The sequence below is a fragment of the Hyphomicrobium sp. genome, from assembly GCF_036833075.1.
In the GTDB taxonomy this organism is placed as follows: domain Bacteria; phylum Pseudomonadota; class Alphaproteobacteria; order Rhizobiales; family Hyphomicrobiaceae; genus Hyphomicrobium_C.
Genome location: NZ_DAITQL010000001.1, coordinates 111,963 through 129,529, shown reverse-complemented (window position 1 = coordinate 129,529; position 17,567 = coordinate 111,963). Strand labels below are relative to the sequence as shown.

Sequence of the window (17,567 nt, the reverse complement as noted above, 5' to 3'; positions counted from 1 at the left end):
GGGGACGGAACGCGCGCGGAGCGGCGGCGCATGACGGCGTTTCTCGCGCAGAACCTTGCGCCGATCATGTTCGCGTCGCTGGTCGTCTTCCTTCTGCTCGGCTATCCGGTCGCATTCTCGCTCGGCGCGGTCGGGCTGGCGTTCTTCTTCGTCGGCGTCGAGCTCGCGCCGCATTCGAACGGCGCGATCACGCTCTCCTGGCATCTCCTGCAATCCATGCCGGGACGCATCTTCGACGTGATGCGCAACGATACGCTGCTCGCCATTCCCTTCTTCACCTTCATGGGCCTGATCCTCGAGCGCTCGGGCATGGCCGAGGATCTCCTCGAAACGGTCGGGCAACTGTTCGGCACCATCCGCGGCGGTCTCGCCTATGCCGTGATCTTCGTCGGGGCGCTGCTCGCGGCCACCACGGGCGTGGTCGCCGCCAGCGTCATCTCGATGGGGCTCATCTCGCTGCCGATCATGCTTCGCTACGGCTACGACCGCCGGCTCGCCTCCGGCGTGATCGCGGCGTCCGGCACGCTGGCGCAGATCGTGCCTCCGTCGCTGGTGCTGATCGTGCTCGCCGACCAGCTCGGCCGCTCGGTCGACGACATGTACAAAGCCGCCATCGTGCCGGGCCTGATCCTCACCGGCCTCTACGCCACCTATGTTTTCGTGGTCTCGCTGATCAAGCCCGCGGCCGCGCCGGGACTGCCCGCAGGTGACGTCGCCCATCGCGAGGCGGACGGATCGCGGGGGTTCCTGTCGCTCGGCGTTCTGGTGGCCTGCTCCGGCCTGTTCGCCATCTGGATGGTTTACGGGTCGGCCTACCGCGGGATCGACCGGGCGATCGTCGTCATGGCCTGGGGCATCACGTTCGCGCTCGGTGCGGCGCTTCTCAATCGCGGGCTCACGCTCGTCTCGGGGCGCAGCCTGCTGTCGGCCATCGCCGAGCGCGTCACCTTCGTCATGGTGCCGCCGCTGCTGCTCATCTTCCTCGTGCTCGGCACCATCCTGATCGGCCTCGCAACGCCGACGGAGGGCGGCGCCATGGGCGCGGTCGGCGCGCTCGCGCTCGCCGCCGCCAAGCGCTACAGCGACAAGGATGCGCGGCGATTCAACGTCCGGATCGTCCGGCAGGCCGCCGAGGCGACGGCCAAGCTCGCGGCCTTCGTGATGTTCATCCTGATCGGGGCGCGCATCTTCTCGCTCACCTTCTACGGCGTCAACGGGCATATCTGGGTCGAGCACCTGATGACCTCGATGCCTGGCGGCATGTACGGCTTCCTAATCGCCGTCAACGTGCTGATCTTCTTCCTGGCATTCTTCCTCGACTTCTTCGAGCTCTGCTTCATCCTGGTGCCGCTGCTCAAGCCCGCCGCGGAGGCGATCTTCCGCTCTTCGCCGGAGGCCGTCGCCATCGCCAAGAGCTTTGGGCTCGCGGTGATCAGCACCACGGACGCATCGGGCGTCGTCACGGAAACGGTGGCGGACGTAACGCCGTTCGTGATCTGGTTCGGCGTGCTGCTCGCCGTCAACATGCAGACGAGCTTCATGCATCCGCCGTTCGGATTCGCGCTTTTCTATCTGCGCAGCGTCGCCCCGCGCACGGCCTATCAGGACAAGGTCACGGGACGGCAGATGGCGCCCGTCAAAACGAGCGACATCTACTGGGGCGCGATTCCGTTCCTCTTCATCCAGCTCATCGTGGTCGGGCTTCTGATGGCGTTGCCGGCCCTGGTCATCAGCAAACCGCAAGCCCCGCACGCGGCCATCACGGCGCCCGTGACGCGGCCTCAGCCGGCCGGCGCAACGGTCGACCGCGGCTTCACGCTCGATCCCGCGCCGCCGCGCATCGAAGGCGCGCCCGACGTGCCGTTGAGCGGGCCCGGAGCGCCGACGCTCGACATGCGCGAGCTGCCGAGCCTCACGGCGCCCGAGCGAGCCTTGCCGCGCGCCTCTCCGTAAAATTTTGCGCGGCTCAAGCAGGAAAAACCCGTTATCCCCGCGTTCACCGGCACCGCATATTTTGAACAATGCGGCGCAGCACAAATGGGGCCGTTCCGCAACAGTGGCATTTCGCGTTACACGGCGTCACAATTTCATACTGGTGATGGGCTTCTGTCTGTTGCTAAGTGAGATGCGGGTCGGGCGCGGTGCCATGCTCCGATGAGCGCCGCCAAGCCACATTCATCAATGCAGCGTGCTCATGTCCCGAGACCCCGGCGTGAGCTGCGAAAGTTTCATGCGGAAGATCAGACGAATCGCGTCTCCGACGCTCAAGGGCGATCACATCGGTGATCTCGGCGCACCCGTCGAGGTGCGCCGTCATCCGGGCGCGCGCCGGCTCACGCTCCGGGTGAGCCGGACGCGACGCACGGTGATCGTCACGCTGCCCGTGCAGTGCGATCTCGACGAGGCCGGGTCGTTCATCACGCGCAACATCGACTGGGTGCGCGCGCGCCTCAACAGCCTGCCCGATCCGGTGCCGTTCCTCGACGGCGTGTTCATTCCGCTCAGGGGGGATGCGCACCGCGTGGTGTTCACCGGCCCGGGCCGGCGCGGGCCGGTCGAGCGCCGATCGACGCCTTCCTATCCCGAGCTTCGCGTATCAGGCCGGCCGGAGCACGCGCCGCGCCGCCTCAAGGACTGGCTCGCCAAGGAGGCGCACCGGAGCCTCGACGAACGCGTCAGCTTCCATGCGAAGCGGCTCGGTGTCACGGCGAAGCGGATCGCGGTGCGCGACCAGGCGAGCCGCTGGGGCTCGTGCTCGACGACCGGCGTGCTGTCCTTCTCCTGGCGGCTGATCATGGCGCCGGCGGAGATCCTCGACTACGTCGCGGCGCACGAGGTCGCCCATTTGCGCGAGATGAACCACGGGCCCCGCTTCTGGGCGCTGGTCGACAAGGCCGTGCCCGGAATGGAGGAGGCCAAACGCTGGCTGCAGATCTACGGCATGGACCTGCACAGGTATGGCGCCGTGGCGGACTAGCTAGCGGAAGAGGTCGGCGTCGGGATCTCTGCGGCCGTCCACCCAGGCGGCGACGATCTCGGCGGCGATGACACTGAAGGTGATGCCGTTTCCGCCGCATCCCAGCACGGCAAAGCAGTTCTTGAGATCTGGAACGGGCGACAGCAAGGGCAGTCCCGTGGGACTGTCGGCGAATGCGCCGGCCCAGGCATAGTCGATCTCGAGACGGCGGCCGGGCAACAGGGCTGCGATCTTCTCCAACAGGCGTGCGGCCTTGTTCGAGATCGCAGCGTCACGGCGATCGGCGTCGTTCAAGCGCGAATCCTCGCCGCCGGCGAGAATGCGGTTGTCATGCGTGGTCCTCATGTAGAGATAGGGATCGGATGCTTCCCAGATCAGGCATCGCTCCGGCCAGAGCGCGTCCGCCGGCTGGGGGTTGGTTGCGAGTGCCCACGTCGAGATGATCTCGAACCTGTTACGCGGCATTCCGTCGATCACCTCATAGCCGGTGGCGAAGACGGCGCGCCGCGCAGCTATGACAATCCCCTCGGCGGTTTCCAGGCGGACCCCTTTACGATGCGGATCGACGCGCTTCACGTCGTGCGGCGCATAGATGCGTGCGCCGCGTCTCTGCGCCTCCCTCAAGCATCCGGCGGCGAGCTGCACCGGGTTCACCTCCGCCGCCCCTTCGGACAGAATGGCGCCGGTGCGGTCGATGCCGAACGCCTCGGCGAGCGCGCCGCTGTCGAGATATTCCGATGGGAGACCGATCTTCGCGCGGTAGGCCACCTCGGACCTGAGGGCGCGAAACCCATGCTGATCGCCAGCCAGGTAGAGGGCTTTGCGGCGCTTCCAGCCGCAGCCCAGGTCCAGGCGCCGGATCAGGCTTTCGAGCGTATCCAACGCGCGAAACGATCGCAGATACGCGCGCTCTGCCGCCGGGGCGCCGATCCTGTCAGCCAAGTCGCTCAGGGTTGTATCGAGCTCGAACTGGATCATGGCGGTGCTCGCCAGCGTGCTTCCCCGGCACGGCGCGCGGCGGTCAACGACGACCACGTCATGGCCGTCCTCAGCGAGCTTCAAGGCCGCCAAGGCTCCGCTGATCCCCGCGCCAATGACGGCAACGTCGCATTTTTCATGTGCGAGGCGCGCCCGATGACGAACGCTGATGCGCGGCGTGTCCGCCCACACAGGCGTTCCGCCTCGAAGGTCTTTTTGGGGTGTTTCCACGAAAGCGCAGAGAGATCCGTTGGGGCTGGGGCGCTGGTTAAACTTGTGCGCGCCCCATCCGTTCCCATCATTGGATCGCGGGCGGGCGGACGAGGATGCGGCCTGAGGGCATGACAACGGTCTCGCCGCTCAGCGATGCGTCGTCCGGCCGATCGGGGTCTTCCCCAGCCAGCATCCTCGCAATCAAGTCCTCCTCCTCGCCCGAGCGTCGCTCGTTTGCGGCCGTCACCGATGCCGCAGCGCCGCCCTTGTCCGAGGGGAGCGGGGGCGGCGTCGCTGTCTCATAGGCCGCCTCGACGACCTCGCGCCAGATCTCGGCCGGCAACGCGCCGCCTACGACCCGTTTCATGGTCCGCCCGTCGTCGTTGCCGACCCAGACGCCGGCCGTGAGGTCGGCCGTGTAGCCCACGAACCAGGCGTCGCGGAAATCCTGGGAGGTGCCCGTCTTGCCGGCGACGGCGCGTCCGGGAATGGCCGCGCGGCGGCCGGTGCCGGTGGCCACCACCGCGCGCAGCATGTCGTCCATGGCCGCGACCGACGCGCGCGGGATCGCCACGTCCGATTGCGCATCGATGCGCTGGAAGAGGACCTTGCCGCCGCCCGTCCGCACGCGGCGGATGGCGTAGGGCTCGTTGACGTAGCCGCCGTTCGAGAACGCGGCGTAGGCGCCGGTGAGGTCGAGCAGCGACACCTCGGACGTGCCGAGGGCGAGGGAGGCGTCCTTGCGCAGCGGCGACCTCATGCCGAGGCGGCGCGCGGTGGCGGCGACCGCCTCCGGCCCGGCGTCGAGCACGAGGCGGACGGCAACCGTGTTGAGGGACTGGGCAAGCGCGTTGCGCAGCGTGGTTGCGCCGAGGTAGCGGCCGTTGTCGTTCTTCGGCGACCAGCGTCCGGCCGTTATCGGCGCATCCTCGACGATGCTGTCGGGCGTGAGGCCGCACTCGATGGCGGTCAGATAGACGACCGGCTTGAAGGCGGAACCCGGCTGGCGGTGGGCCTTCACGGCGCGATTGAACTGGCTGTCCGCATACGAGCGCCCGCCCACGAGCGCGCGAATGGCGCCATCGGGCGCCAGCGCGACGACGGCCGCCTGCCCGGCATCGAGCGCGCGGCCCCGCTCAGCCAGCGCGCGCTCGACGATCTCGCCGGCGCGGCGCTGGAGGGTGGCGTCGAGAGTCGTCTCGATCACGACCTCGTCGCCGTCGGCGTCCTCGAAGCGCGCCGCCGCATCGCGCACGAAGTCCACGGCGTAGGCCATCTCGGCCTGGTCCGGCACGCGCATCAGTGGCGAGAAGCGGATCTCTTCGGCGCCCGCCGCTGCGGCCTCCGGCCCGCTCAGGAAGCCTGCTTCGTGCATCTTCTCGATCACGAGGCGGCCGCGGGCAAGCGCCTGCACGGGACTTGCGCTCGGGGCGTATTTCGACGGCGCCTTGAGGAGCCCGGCGATGACCGCGGCCTCGGCGATGGAAAGGTCGCGCGCGGATTTGGCGAAATAGCGTTGCGCGGCGGCCTCGATGCCGTGCGCCCCGCCGCCGAAATAGACGCGGTTGAGGTAGAGCTCGAGGATGTCGCGCTTGGACAGGCGAAGCTCGAGCCAGAGCGCCAGCACCAGCTCCTCGGCCTTGCGCGACCAGGTGCGATCCGAGGTCAGGAATAGATTCTTGGCAAGCTGCTGGGTGAGGGTCGAGCCGCCCTGCGCGAGGCGGCCGGCGCGCAGATTGGCCACCGCGGCGCGCAGCATGCCGAGCACGTCGATGCCCGGATGGGCGAAGAAGCGCCGGTCCTCGATGGCGACCACGGCGTCGGCCGCGTGCGGGGAGAGCATGTCGAGCGGAATATAGGCGCGCGAGACGCCGCGTTCCGCGAGCAGGCTATCGTCACGCGCCAGGATGCGCACCACCGGCCCCGTCGCCTTGGGGCGCATCGCAAGCGGATCGGGGAACACGACCGTGTAGTAGATGAAGAGCGCTCCAACCGCGGCGGTGGCCGCCAGGACGAGCATCAGCGGCCAGAGCAGGAGCACCTTCCAGAAGCGGAACCGCCGCGGTGCGCGGCCGTCATCCACAGGCGGCGGGCGCCCCCAGTCCGGATCCGGTCCCCAATCGGGATACCGGGAGCGATCCGGCCCGTCCGGTCGCCAATGATCGTGGCCGTCGTAGCCCATTGCGCTTTCGGCCCCCACGCGAAGCGAGGGAGTTTGCACGCGCGCCGGCTAAAAGCGCGTTAACCAGCGTAGCGGAGACCCCCGCGCGGCCGGATGGGCTCCGCCTTTTCCACATCCTGTTGCTTTCCGGTGCCAGCACCTTCGATTCGCAGGAACAAGCCCCGAATAACACTGTGGATTCCTTATTGAAGCCGTAGGTGCCGGGGCGCGACTCAGCAATTGAATAAGATGTTCAAAACGTTCCCGTTGCGGTGTTGCGTCGGCCTTCAGCCCATTCCGAGGATCGCAATGCCAAGGCTTTCTTCCGTCGCCGCTCTCGCCGCGGCCCTCCTTGCCGCCGGTGGCTGCTGCCGCGATACCATTCGCGAGATGGGCTCCCTCAAGGACGGCTTGGCGCCCTCTCCACAACAGCGCCAGGCGAAGGCCCCGGTGCCGACGCGCGCGACGACGTCCGCCGAAGCCCCGCGCCGCGATGACGGGGAAGAGATCGAGACGGGATCGATCAAGACGCCGGATTGCCAGGGACAGCATCTCGCCTATCAGGCGACGAAAGAGTACCTGAAGAACTTCGGGCCCAAGCCGCCGGACCAGCCCGGCGAGCGCGGTCCGTGCAATCCGAACCCATAGAGCGCGGTCGTTTCGATCGTATAGGATCTGCGCTCTTAATTCCGACGAGATCTGTGAGTCACGCTTTGGATCAACCGGCTCCGAAGCGGTCATGGGTTAGTCGCCGTCGGCTTATCCGGCTTCGCGGATCTCGCGGGCGGCGACCATGCCCAGGAGTGCGCGCCAGATCTCGAGCATGGCCAGGGAATCGAGGCCGCAGTAGGCGAGAAGGTCCTGCGCCGCCTGGCGCGCCGCGTCCGGCTCGAGCGCCCCGGTGACGATCCTGTTCCAGGTGTCGCTTGCGGTCGCGCCCTCCTGGATGGCGAGCCCCTTGTAGGAGAGGCGCGGCACGAGCGCCGGCAGCACCCATTTGATCGATGTCCGGCCGCGGAATTCCGGGTGGACGACCATCTGTCCCGAGAAGACGTCCATCAGGTCGACGACGCGCCCGTTGACGGTGTCGAGGAACGCCCGCTCCTGCGGCCGGCGCTCGGCAAGCTTGGCGTTGATGCCCTTTTCGAAAGGCGCGTTCCAGACGACGATGGAGCCCTCGGCCGGAATCGCCCGCTTCAGGGCATCGATGAACGGCATGTCGGGGCAATCGGCGCCGGTATAGAGGAACTCGCGATGGATCGGCGCGCCGCCGGGTTCCGTCACCACGTGCATCGAGAACTGGAACGGGACGTGGTGGAAGGGGCCGTAGCCCGCAAAGCGGGGTAGCGCGCACGGGAACGTCTCGTAATCGAGGAATGCCACCGGATAGCGGATCGCGGCGAGGAACGCCTCGAGCGGCGCGCGCGCGACATGAAGCCGGCGGTGGCGCGCGGCCTCCACCTGATTGCGCTGCGGATCGGAGAGCTCGAAATCATCCGGAACCTCCGTCACGGCGAGGATGCCGCCGTCGACGAGGGCCTTGAGCTTTTTCGGGGACGCGCCGATGCGCGTCAGATCGTGGACGCTGTAGTCAGGCACGCCGGGGTTGATGTGGGCGAACGTCGTGCACTGGCTGCTGCGGCCTTTGTAGATGCAGGCGCAGGGCGGCGGAGGAAGGGCCCGGAGCTGGATGAGGTCGTGGGCGGCATCCATCTCCATCGCAACGGCATCGAGGAGCGGCGTCACGCGGCTGGTGAAATCCTCGCGCGTGAAGAGGCGGCCGAGATCGAGCGTTCCGTCGGAGACGTAGCCGGCATTGAGCCGGACTAGATGCAGGCGGCCGAGCGGAACGCCGTTTCCGCGCAGCACGAGCGCCTGGAAGGCGAGGTCGTGCGCGTAGAGGTCGTCTTTCGCGTTGCGTTCCTCGCCGCCGGTCGAGGCTTTCACCTCGTAAAGGTCATAGGCGGCGCCGTTCCAGACCAGGATATCGCAGGCCGTCGTATAACGGTCGGTCTCGAACACCGGCTGGTAGAGGATGTGCGCGCGCTCCGCGACAAGCTGCGCGGTGCCGACCGCATCGCCGCGCCGGATCAGGATGCCGCCGGGGAACACCTGCCGCGCCCGCACGTCGACGTCGTTGCCGACCCCGATAATCGCCTGCTCGAAAACCGACAGCGGCTCGGCGCGGTAGACCTCGGGCTTGTGCACCTTCACCCAGGCGTTGTGGGCGCACTCGCGATAGACGAGATAGTTCGTCTTGCTGAGCCTCATGCCCTGAGCCCCCCTTGAGCTGGCCCTCGCCGGGCGCGCTCCCTATATCCTCGGACGACGCCGAATCCCGCCTGGCGCCCGAGCCTACAAAAGGCTGTAAGCTCCGCCAAACGCAGAAACGAGGCTTTCCCCGTGCTCATCCGCCGGCCGCCCGATATCCCGCCGTCCGAAATCACCCCGCGGAGCGTCTATCTCTGCCGGCGCGAGCTTTTGACGGGGGCGGCGGGCCTCGCCGCCCTCGCCGCCCTGCCCAACAGCCTGGCGCGCGCGGCGCCGGCCGCGTTCCCGAAAAGCCCGTTCTCGACGGACGAGACCGCGACGCGCCGCAAGGATGCGACGAGCTATAACAACTTCTACGAGTTCGGCACCGACAAGGCCGATCCTGCGGCAAAGGCCGGCGCGCTCACGACGCACCCGTGGTCGGTCACCATCGACGGCCTCGTCGCCAAGCCTCAGACGCTGGCGCTCGAGGACATCGTGGCGTCCGTGACGCTCGAGGAGCGCATCTACCGGCTGCGTTGCGTCGAGGGCTGGTCGATGGTGATCCCGTGGATCGGCTTCGCGCTCGCCGATCTCCTGAAGCGCGCCGAGCCGCTCGGCAGCGCCAGATTCGTCGCCTTCGAGACCCTCGTCCGGCCGGAGGAGATGCCGGGCCAGCGCGGCCTCTTCCAGCCGCTGCCGTGGCCCTACCGCGAGGGCCTCAGGCTCGACGAGGCCATGCATCCGCTGACGATCCTCGCCACCGGCCTCTACGGCGAGAGCCAACTGCCGAGCCAGAACGGCGCGCCGCTGCGGCTCGTCGTGCCGTGGAAATACGGCTTCAAGAGCATCAAGTCGATCGTCCGCATCTCCCTCGTGGAAGCGCAGCCCGAGACGACGTGGCAGGCGCTGGCGGCCGACGAATACGGTTTCTATTCGAACGTGAACCCGGAGGTCGATCATCCGCGCTGGAGCCAGGCGACGGAGCGGCGGATCGGCGAGGGCAGCGGCCTCTTCGCCAAGCGCCGGCCGACGCTCAAGTTCAACGGCTACGGCGATCAGGTGGCTGAGCTCTACGCGGGCATGGATCTCCGTGCGAACTACTGAACGCCGGCATACGGCCGCCCCGGCGGCGGGGATCGCGGCTCAGCGTGCCGCCCGGGCGGCGGCGTGGCGTGCCGCGATCCGGCCCGGGAGCTGGACACTCTACACGCTCGGCCTCGCGCCCGCGGCCTGGACATTCCTTCTCGCGGTCTCCGACCAGCTCGGCGCCGATCCGCTGAAAGCCCTCGAGCGATCGCTCGGCCTGTGGGCGCTCCGCTTCCTCGTGCTGAGCCTCGCCCTGTCGCCGCTCCGGCAGCTCGGCGGGCCCAACCTCGTCCGTTACCGGCGCATGGTGGGGCTGCTCGCGTTCTTCTACGCGCTCTTCCACGTGACGGTGTACGTCTGCCTGGATCAGCAGCTCGATCCCGGGGCGATCTGGAAAGACATCGTCAAGCGTCCCTATATAACGGTTGGCTTGGCGAGCTTCCTGATCCTCGTTCCGCTGGCGGCGACATCGAACGGGCCAGCGATCAAGCGGCTCGGCGGCGCGACCTGGCAGAGGCTGCACCGATGGGTCTATCTGGCGGCAGCGGGCGCGGCGCTGCACTTCATCATGCTGGTGAAGGCGTGGCCGGTCGAGCCCTTCGTCTATGCGGCGATCGTGGCTGGACTTCTCCTTATCCGGATCGCATTCCGCATCCCTGCCGCAACCGGGAAAAAAGCAAGGAGGACGCCCATGACCAAGACGCAAGATGCTCACGACGACGCCTATTGGCGCGCAAAGCTCACGCCGGAGCAATACCGCGTGCTGCGCGAGGGCGGCACGGAGCAGCCCTTCACGGGCGCACACCTCGACACCCACGCTGAGGGCCATTTCACGTGCGCGGCCTGCGGCACACAGCTCTTCGCGTCGGACACTAAGTTCGAATCCGGCACCGGCTGGCCGTCGTTCGATCAGGCGCTGCCGGGGGCGATCACGTCTCTCAAGGACATCTCGCACGGCATGGTGCGGACAGAGGTGCGCTGCGCAACGTGCGGCTCGCACCTCGGCCATGTCTTCGACGACGGGCCGACCGGCACCGGCAAGCGCTACTGCATCAACTCGGTGTGCCTCAACCACGAGGCGACGGACCCGAAGGGGTCCGAGTGATGGAGCCGGACGGGCCCAAAAAGACATACCCCGCCGGGGAGACTTTCGGCTCCCGGACGGGGCAGCACCTCTCGGCGCCTGACGGTCCCCATTGCTGACAACCGTGTCACCGTGAAACGCCGTTCCCGGCCGCGGGTTCCGGTGCCCTTCTCAGCCCGCCTCACCGATGATGTAGCGGGCCATCTGATCCTCGGGCACGCCTTTCTCGCTCCGTGCCCAGCCGCGCACGGAGACGCCGGCCTGATGCACGGTGTCGGGATCACCCGAGACGAGCGGATGCCACCACGCGAGGCCGCGGCCTTCGTCGATACGGCGATAGGCGCAGCTTTCCGGCAGCCACTTGAGCCGCTTCACGGCCTTGAGGTCGACCGACAGGCAATCCGGCATGCGCGCGAAGCGGTTCTCGTAGTCCTTGCAGCGGCACGAGCCGAGATCGAGCAGGCTGCAGGCGAGGCGGGTCAGGAAGATCCGGCCGGTATCCTCATCCTCGATCTTGTTGAGGCAGCACTGGCCGCAGCCGTCGCAGAGCGAATCCCATTCGGCCGGCGACATCTCCGAGAGCCGCTTCGTCTCCCAGAACGGCTTCTCCGCGCCATCGGGCGCCCAGACGGCGGGATCGTCGGCATGCTCCTCCCGGCGTGCACGTCGCCCTTTGGTGCGACCCTCAGCACGCGGCGCGGCCTTCCCTCTGGCGGCGACCGCCCGGCCCGACCGCTTGCTCACGTTTCCGCGCTTCCCGAGAGCTTGGCGGAGAATTTGGATCGATAGCTCACAGCGTCTCCCAGATCGGCGGCGGCATGAACCCCGCGCGCAACCGCGCGGGCGACGCAATCGGCAGCCACCGATCCGATGCGCATGAGCTCCATCAGGCGGTCGCTCGGGGCTGCGGCCAGCGCCACGCCTCCCGTGGCAAGCACGAACAGCACGTCGCCGTCAACATGGGTGTGGATCGGGCGGATGGCGCGGGCAAGCCCGTTCTGGGCCATGATGGCGATGCGCCGCGCCTCGGCCTTGGTCAGCGCGGCGTTGGTCGCGATGACGCCGATGGTCGTGTTCCCGCCGGGCGCGGGCGGCGCAATGTCGAGCCGGCTGCCGGCAAACGGCTCGGCGTCCGAGACGGGGGCCGGCTTCGACGGCCAGCCGCAGCCGCCGAACTCGCCGGCAAGCTCGTAGGGCGCGGCCCAGAAATGGGGCGTGCCGGGGACGAGGGGCGAGCCGAACGCGTTGACCGCAATGAGCGCGCCCACCTGCAGATCTCCGTCCAACGCGCTCGCCGAGCCCAGGCCGCCCTTGAGGCTCCCGGCCATGGCGCCCATGCCGGCGCCCGCATTGCCGAGATCGAAATCGCGGCCGGCCGCCGCGCACGCCTGCCTCCCCCATTCGCGATAGGGAGGCGTCTCGCCCCAGTCCTTGTCGCCGCCGTTCGGCAGGTCGAACAGGATGGCGCCGGGAACGACGGGGGAAACGGGCGTGCCGTCGTTCGCCAAGCTGAACCCGCGACCGCGCGCGCCGAGCCAGGCGACCGCACCGGACATCGCCTCGAGGCCATAGACCGATCCGCCCGAAAGCACGATCGCATCGACGGCCTCGACGAGGCCGCTCGGATCCAGCGCGTCCGTCTCGCGCGTGCCGGGGGCGCCGCCGCGCACATCGCAGGCCGCAAGCGCCCGCGCGTCGGGCAGCACGACGGTGACGCCGCTTCGAACGGAGACGGACTGGACATTGCCGACGGAAATCCCGTCGACGTCGGTGATGAGATTGCGCGGTCCCGGGCGAATGGACATCCGGGCGGGGTCTCCTCGGGCCTCAGCTCGTGGCGCGGACGTTACCATCCGCTCCCCGCCTGCGCCATGGGACGGCCGTCACGGGCCGCCGCCGTCATCCTTGCGCAGGGTCATGATGTAGGCCACGACGTTGCCGATCTCCTCGCGCGACAAGGCGATGGCCGGCATCGGCGGATGCGGGATCACGATCCGCCCCGCAATGGCCTCCATCGTCTGGTCCGGCTTGTTGGCGATCGCCGCGAACGTCGGAACGTCGGCCGCGACCGGGGAGACCGCGCGCTCGGTGACCACGTGGCAGGCAACGCAGGCGCGCTCCGCCAGGACGCGGCCCTTTTGTGCGTCCGGCTTCGGCGTGTGGGGACCGGCCGCCATGACGGCGGACGCGGACGCCACGAGAGCGAGGACCGCGCTCATGGACGCTAGCGGGACGGCATACGAGAAGACACGCAACGGCGTCATCGTGCGCCGCGTGCTCACCATATGCGCTCCGCCAGGGTCTCTTCCTCGTCGAGCCGATCGATCTCCGTGCCCTTGAAATCCGCACGCGAGACGATGCCCCGGATCTGTCCGCGCTCCACGACGGGGATATGGCGGAAGCCGCCGTCGCTCATGGCCCTCAGGGCGTCGATGGCCTTGTCTTCGGGACGGATGGTCACGGGATGGCCCGTCATCGCCTTTTCGAGCGTGACGTCGGCGGCGTTGCCGCCCTTGGCCAGCACCTTGACCGCGTCCCGTCCGGTGAAGATGCCCAACAGCTGCTGGCGCTCGTCGACGACGAGCACCGAGCCGACGTGCTTCTCCCGCATCGCCTTGCAGGCGTTTTGAACGGTCTCGCCGGCGGCCATGAGCAGCGGCGCCTGATCGCGAATGATGTAGCCGAGCCTGCGATTGACCATGTGTTCGAGCTCCTCGTCGTTCTTTTGGTTCCTTGGCTAGCGCGCAACCGGGTTCTATTCAATCGGGATCGCGCGCCAAGCTTCGATGAGACAGATCATCCCGCACCGGACCGTTCCTCGCTCGGCCGACCAACACTCCGCCCGATCGGCGGCACATCGACCGGAGCGGGCCCAGTCTTCGGCATCAGGAGACCGCGTTTCAGGGCGGGCGGCCTTGATCGGGATCAGAGACGCACCGGCCAGGAAGCAGTTGCGTGTCGATGGCCGAGGCAGGGTTAAAGGAGGGAGAATGATAAAATCTTTCCATACCATAGGCTTGATCGCTTTTCTTGCTGGCGCCGCGGGGGCGACGCAGGCGGCCGAGGACCCCGGTGGGGCCTTGCTCGAGACACGCTGCGGGCGCTGTCACGGGATCGCGGCGGAGGCGAAAAGCCGTCTCAAGGCCGCGCCGAACCTCTCGGACACGCTGCGCGCCTACCCCACGGACCGGCTGGAGTTCGAGCTTGCGGAAGGGATCGGCTCGCGCCATCCCGGCATGCCGCAGATCCAGTTCACCTCCGAGGAGATCGCGCTGGTCAAAGCTTATCTCGAGGTCGAGTGATCCCGCGGGTCCCGGACCGCGGCTCGCCGGCAAACCGGCGCATGGTGCCCCTGGCCCGACTCGAACGGGCACGTCATTGCTGACAACAGATTTTGAGTCTGCCGCGTCTACCGATTCCGCCACAGAGGCTTGGGAAGCGAACGGGAACGAGCGCGCACTATAGCGACGGGCCTTCGCCAGTCAACGCGCGCGGGTCTTGCTTCAGAACGCGCCTACTTCCACGAATAGGTGATGCGGCCGGTTCCATGGACGTGCTCGGCCACCTCGACGTGGTCGCCGATGTGCGGGTCCGTCGTCTTCAACGTCGTGACGTGGACGACGGGGCCTTTGTCGAGCTTCACGTCGACGGCCAGACCTTCCTCGATGGCTTTCGTCGACTTGGCAAAGAGCGGTCCCACGGCCGCGACGACGCCCGGCTCGCGGTGCGTCTCGATACTGGCGTCGAGCCCCGTCGCCCAGAAGCCGCCCGCCATCAGGCCCACGACGCCCAATCCGGCGGCCGCCCACTTCATCCGCTGCCACATGAGCTGGCGCTCGAGCCGGCGTTTTGTTTCCTCGCGCATGGCTATCCTGTCCCCGGCGGTTGTGCCTGCGGCCGGCGGCGCCTGCCGGCTCCGCTCCGCGATTGAGGGCGTGTATATAGCCTGCGTCTCAGCGCTTGCGAAGACGGTCGTTTTGGCGCCGCCGACACCCGGCGAGACGGGGACTTTCCGGATGTCGTCCATCGGATCCGAAGCGATCGTCGCCTCGTGTGATGATCGAGAAATTCGCCATATCAAGCGGCCTGCTCCCGAGCGAATTTCTCGATCTCGATCGCACGAGCAAGTCCATGATTCTAGTGTCTCTTATGATTCTGACGTTCGCTACGGGACCTAGCCGCAAACTCAAGCGAACTTCGGAATCGGGACACTAGGGATGCGACACGGGCGTCGAGGCGCGAGGGATCAGAGCAGGCTCGGAGAGCAGCTCGCCCGGGCCCTCCCATTCGTAAACGGTCATGTAATCGAAGAGCATCGCGCGCTGGCGTACGGTGATGCGGTCACCGACGCCCGGCAAGGCCGGTGCCATGCTGCCGACGCGGACGGAGGAGCCGCCGTCGAGCTTCACCTCGATGAAGGGATAGGCCTGACCGGTATCCTCATTCAGGCGCCAGTCGGCACTTTCAACGGTGCCGCCGACCCGACGGGCGACGTGGGCGGTCGCGTAGCAGGCGACGAACGTGGCAAGCACGATCGCCAGCAGGGCCAGCGCCGACGCCCATCCCAAGACGTCCCTGGTCTCTACGCGCTCCCGAAGCTTTTGCGTTGCCTCCCACATGACCCCTCCCCAGAGCACAGTTCCGCACGAACGATGCTCTTCCATTCGGGTCGTCCCCACGCGTTCCCATATGCGCCAGATTCGTGTTCAAAATCTGGCTTGCGCGACGGCCCGATATGCTCGCTTTCAAGCGAAAGCGAGGCGCTCACGTCCAGTCCGCGGTTATTTCCTGTGGGATGCGGTGACGTGCGAGAGCTCTGCCGCTGCCGCCCGCGAAACGCGCGCCCGCGCCCGTGCACTGCCTCAGTTCGCGAAGCGGAAATGCATGATGTCGCCGTCCTTGACGACGTACTCCTTGCCTTCGAGGCGCATCCGGCCCGCCTCCTTGGCGCCGACCTCGCCGCCCGAGGCGACGTAGTCCTCATAGGCGATCGTTTCGGCGCGGATGAAGCCCTTCTCGAAATCGGTATGGATGACGCCCGCGGCCTGGGGCGCTTTGGTGCCGCGCGTGATGGTCCAGGCGCGCGCCTCCTTGGGGCCGATGGTGAAGTAGGTCACGAGGTCGAGAAGACCATAGCCGGCGCGGATCAGCCGGTTCAATCCCGGCTCGGCGAGGCCCATCTCGGCCAGGAACTCCTGGCGGTCCTCGGGCGGGAGGCCGGCGAACTCGGATTCGATCTTGGCCGAGATCACGACGCAGGCGGCGCCTTCCGCCTTGGCCCTCTCGGCGACGCGCGCGGAATGCGCGTTGCCGTTCGCGGCGGAGGCTTCCTCGACATTGCAGACGTAGACGACCGGCTTCGAGGTCAGGAGCTGCAGCGCCGCGAACGCCGGACGCTCCTCGGGCGTGATGTCGGCCATGCGCGCAGGCTTGCCGTCGCGCAGGGGGCTCAGCGCCTTTTCCATGACCGCGAGCCCGGCCTTGGCCTCCTTGTCGCCGCTCCTGGCCTTCTTCTCGATCGCGACAATGCGCTTCTCGAGGCTTTCCATGTCGGCGAGCATCAGCTCGGTCTCGACCACCTCGGCATCGGCGAGCGGGTCGATGCGGTTCTCGACGTGCGTGATGTCGTCGTCCTCGAAGCAGCGCAGCACGTAGGCGACCGCGTCCACCTCGCGGATGTGGGAGAGAAACTTGTTGCCGAGCCCTTCGCCCTTGGACGCCCCGCGCACGAGGCCGGCGATGTCGACGAAGGTCAGGCGCGTCGGGATGATCTCGCCCGACTTGGCGATGGCAGCGAGCTTTTCCAGCCGCTCGTCCGGCACGCCGACCTCGCCGACGTTCGGCTCGATGGTGCAGAAGGGATAGTTGGCCGCCTCGGCCGCAGCCGTTTGCGTCAACGCATTGAAGAGGGTGGATTTGCCGACGTTCGGCAGACCCACGATGCCGCACTTGAAGCCCATGGGGGATCGGTCTCTGGTCTCGATGATGTATTGACGCCCGCCCTACACCGGGCGGGCGCGGCAATCAATGCGTAAAGGGACGCGCCAGGCGCGACGCCGCATCAATCGGGCGGCTTGCGGCCCGCCAGCCATTTCCTGAGGTTTTCGGCAAGCGCATTGGCGCTTTTTCCGGCCCGCTCGCCGGCCGGATGCGGGCCGGGCCTCGGGGCCGCGCGGGCCGGCTCCGGCTTTGGTCCGGCCTCACGCGGCCGGTCCTGGCGTGGATCGCCGCCCTCGCCCAGCTCTTTGGCAACGTCGGTGAGGAAGCGCGACGGGTCGTTTCTCGCCAGGCGCGGGGCCGCCTTGGCGATGGCTTCGAGCAGCGGGGCGAGCCACGCCTGATCGGCCTTGGCGAAGTCCGACAGCACCCAGCGGGCGACGAGCTCCTTGACGCCCGGATGGCCGACGCCGATGCGCACGCGCACGTAGTCGTTGCCGAGGTGCGCCGAGATGGAGCGCAGGCCGTTGTGGCCGGCGTTGCCGCCGCCGGTCTTCACCTTGAGCTTGGCGGGCGCGAGATCGATCTCGTCATAAAAGACGACGATGTTCTTCTCGGCGATCTTGAGGAAGCGCGCGGCCTCGCCGACGGCGCGACCGCTCTCGTTCATATAGGTCTCGGGCTTCAGAAGGAGGATTTTCTCGCCCCCCATCTCGCCGTCGGCCGCGACCCCCTGGAACTTGCGCTTCCAGGGCCCGAAGCCATGCGCGCGCGCAATCTCATCCACCGCCATGAAGCCGACGTTGTGACGGTTCTTAGCGTACTCGCCGCCGGGGTTTCCGAGGCCAACGAAGAGTTTCATCGCAATGCTCGAAAAG

16 protein-coding genes, 1 tRNA gene and 1 pseudogene are annotated in these 17,567 nt (G+C 67.7%); 6 read left to right on the top strand and 12 right to left on the bottom strand.

Annotated features, from left to right (window positions below):
- The first annotated feature begins 30 nt into the window (after window positions 1–30).
- Together V7082_RS00620 and V7082_RS00615 are read left to right on the top strand one after the other, a co-directional pair.
- On the top strand, window positions 31–1,953 hold the full coding sequence (locus tag V7082_RS00620; protein WP_334145445.1) for a TRAP transporter large permease: 1,923 nt from the start codon (window positions 31–33) through the stop codon (window positions 1,951–1,953).
- Window positions 1,954–2,230: 277 nt separating this feature from the next.
- Entirely contained in the window at window positions 2,231–2,977 is a 747-nt protein-coding gene (locus V7082_RS00615; RefSeq protein ID WP_334145443.1) for a M48 family metallopeptidase, read from the top strand.
- Here the strand turns inward: V7082_RS00615 and V7082_RS00610 are convergent, their stop codons facing one another.
- Entirely contained in the window at window positions 2,978–4,147 is a 1,170-nt protein-coding gene (locus tag V7082_RS00610) for an NAD(P)/FAD-dependent oxidoreductase (RefSeq protein ID WP_334145442.1), read from the bottom strand. It lies immediately after the preceding gene.
- A gap of 106 nt (window positions 4,148–4,253) precedes the next feature.
- A complete protein-coding gene (locus V7082_RS00605) occupies window positions 4,254–6,350 on the bottom strand; it encodes a transglycosylase domain-containing protein (protein WP_334145441.1) in 2,097 nt (698 codons plus the stop codon).
- A gap of 288 nt (window positions 6,351–6,638) precedes the next feature.
- On the opposite strand from V7082_RS00605, the gene V7082_RS00600 reads away from it, so the two are divergent.
- Window positions 6,639–6,977 (top strand): hypothetical protein, encoded by a 339-nt coding sequence (locus V7082_RS00600; protein WP_334145439.1) that lies wholly within the window; start codon window positions 6,639–6,641, stop codon window positions 6,975–6,977.
- 111 nt (window positions 6,978–7,088) lie between these two features.
- Here V7082_RS00600 and V7082_RS00595 read toward each other — a convergent pair whose 3' ends face one another.
- The gene (locus V7082_RS00595) at window positions 7,089–8,600 is read right to left on the bottom strand and encodes a DUF2779 domain-containing protein (protein ID WP_334145437.1); all 1,512 of its coding nucleotides are present in this window, start codon (window positions 8,598–8,600) and stop codon (window positions 7,089–7,091) included.
- Window positions 8,601–8,732: 132 nt separating this feature from the next.
- On the opposite strand from V7082_RS00595, the gene msrP reads away from it, so the two are divergent.
- Together msrP and msrQ are read left to right on the top strand one after the other, a co-directional pair.
- A complete protein-coding gene (gene msrP, locus V7082_RS00590) occupies window positions 8,733–9,686 on the top strand; it encodes a protein-methionine-sulfoxide reductase catalytic subunit MsrP (RefSeq protein WP_334145435.1) in 954 nt (317 codons plus the stop codon).
- Complete coding sequence (msrQ, locus tag V7082_RS00585) at window positions 9,673–10,773, top strand: protein-methionine-sulfoxide reductase heme-binding subunit MsrQ (RefSeq protein WP_334145434.1); 1,101 nt, start codon at window positions 9,673–9,675, stop codon at window positions 10,771–10,773. The genes msrP and msrQ overlap by 14 nt, the downstream gene beginning before the upstream one ends.
- 150 nt (window positions 10,774–10,923) lie before the next feature.
- On the opposite strand, the gene V7082_RS00580 is transcribed toward msrQ, so the two are convergent.
- The 4 genes from V7082_RS00580 to V7082_RS00565 all read right to left on the bottom strand — a co-directional run bounded on the left by V7082_RS00580 (window position 10,924) and on the right by V7082_RS00565 (window position 13,453).
- Entirely contained in the window at window positions 10,924–11,496 is a 573-nt protein-coding gene (locus tag V7082_RS00580; protein WP_334145432.1) for a YcgN family cysteine cluster protein, read from the bottom strand.
- Entirely contained in the window at window positions 11,493–12,557 is a 1,065-nt protein-coding gene (locus V7082_RS00575) for a P1 family peptidase (RefSeq protein ID WP_334145431.1), read from the bottom strand. The genes V7082_RS00580 and V7082_RS00575 overlap by 4 nt, the downstream gene beginning before the upstream one ends.
- 78 nt (window positions 12,558–12,635) lie before the next feature.
- Window positions 12,636–13,034 carry a c-type cytochrome gene (locus V7082_RS00570; RefSeq protein ID WP_334145429.1) on the bottom strand — a complete coding sequence of 133 codons (399 nt, stop codon included), beginning with the start codon at window positions 13,032–13,034 and terminating at the stop codon, window positions 12,636–12,638.
- On the bottom strand, window positions 13,031–13,453 hold the full coding sequence (locus V7082_RS00565; RefSeq protein WP_334145428.1) for a CBS domain-containing protein: 423 nt from the start codon (window positions 13,451–13,453) through the stop codon (window positions 13,031–13,033). Before V7082_RS00565 ends, V7082_RS00570 begins: the two co-directional genes overlap by 4 nt.
- Before the next feature lie 289 nt (window positions 13,454–13,742).
- On the opposite strand from V7082_RS00565, the gene V7082_RS00560 reads away from it, so the two are divergent.
- Window positions 13,743–14,054: a c-type cytochrome gene (locus V7082_RS00560; protein WP_334145426.1), complete on the top strand. Its 312-nt coding sequence runs from the start codon at window positions 13,743–13,745 to the stop codon at window positions 14,052–14,054.
- Window positions 14,055–14,096: 42 nt separating this feature from the next.
- Here V7082_RS00560 and V7082_RS00555 read toward each other — a convergent pair.
- From V7082_RS00555 to pth, 5 genes and pseudogenes are all read right to left on the bottom strand, one after another.
- A tRNA-Leu gene (locus V7082_RS00555) sits at window positions 14,097–14,183 on the bottom strand.
- An 83-nt stretch (window positions 14,184–14,266) separates the two neighbouring features.
- The gene (locus V7082_RS00550; protein ID WP_334145425.1) at window positions 14,267–14,617 is read right to left on the bottom strand and encodes a hypothetical protein; all 351 of its coding nucleotides are present in this window, start codon (window positions 14,615–14,617) and stop codon (window positions 14,267–14,269) included.
- A gap of 346 nt (window positions 14,618–14,963) precedes the next feature.
- A complete protein-coding gene (locus tag V7082_RS00545) occupies window positions 14,964–15,371 on the bottom strand; it encodes a hypothetical protein (RefSeq protein WP_334145423.1) in 408 nt (135 codons plus the stop codon).
- A gap of 243 nt (window positions 15,372–15,614) precedes the next feature.
- Complete coding sequence (ychF, locus tag V7082_RS00540; protein WP_334145422.1) at window positions 15,615–16,712, bottom strand: redox-regulated ATPase YchF; 1,098 nt, start codon at window positions 16,710–16,712, stop codon at window positions 15,615–15,617.
- Between the two features lie 302 nt (window positions 16,713–17,014).
- Window positions 17,015–17,551 (bottom strand): annotated as a pseudogene (gene pth, locus V7082_RS00535) (aminoacyl-tRNA hydrolase); the annotation flags it as partial.
- Window positions 17,552–17,567 lie beyond the last annotated feature (16 nt).

Bases quoted from the DNA above. Each gene is read 5' to 3' on its own strand.
- V7082_RS00620 (WP_334145445.1), top strand. From the start codon at position 31: ATGACGGCGTTTCTCGCGCAGAACCTTGCGCCGATCATGTTCGCGTCG.
- V7082_RS00615 (WP_334145443.1), top strand. From the start codon at position 2,231: ATGCGGAAGATCAGACGAATCGCGTCTCCGACGCTCAAGGGCGATCAC.
- V7082_RS00605 (WP_334145441.1), bottom strand. From the start codon at position 6,350: ATGGGCTACGACGGCCACGATCATTGGCGACCGGACGGGCCGGATCGC.
- V7082_RS00600 (WP_334145439.1), top strand. From the start codon at position 6,639: ATGCCAAGGCTTTCTTCCGTCGCCGCTCTCGCCGCGGCCCTCCTTGCC.
- V7082_RS00595 (WP_334145437.1), bottom strand. From the start codon at position 8,600: ATGAGGCTCAGCAAGACGAACTATCTCGTCTATCGCGAGTGCGCCCAC.
- V7082_RS00575 (WP_334145431.1), bottom strand. From the start codon at position 12,557: ATGTCCATTCGCCCGGGACCGCGCAATCTCATCACCGACGTCGACGGG.
- V7082_RS00565 (WP_334145428.1), bottom strand. From the start codon at position 13,453: ATGGTCAATCGCAGGCTCGGCTACATCATTCGCGATCAGGCGCCGCTG.
- V7082_RS00560 (WP_334145426.1), top strand. From the start codon at position 13,743: ATGATAAAATCTTTCCATACCATAGGCTTGATCGCTTTTCTTGCTGGC.
- V7082_RS00550 (WP_334145425.1), bottom strand. From the start codon at position 14,617: ATGCGCGAGGAAACAAAACGCCGGCTCGAGCGCCAGCTCATGTGGCAG.
- V7082_RS00545 (WP_334145423.1), bottom strand. From the start codon at position 15,371: ATGTGGGAGGCAACGCAAAAGCTTCGGGAGCGCGTAGAGACCAGGGAC.
- ychF (WP_334145422.1), bottom strand. From the start codon at position 16,712: ATGGGCTTCAAGTGCGGCATCGTGGGTCTGCCGAACGTCGGCAAATCC.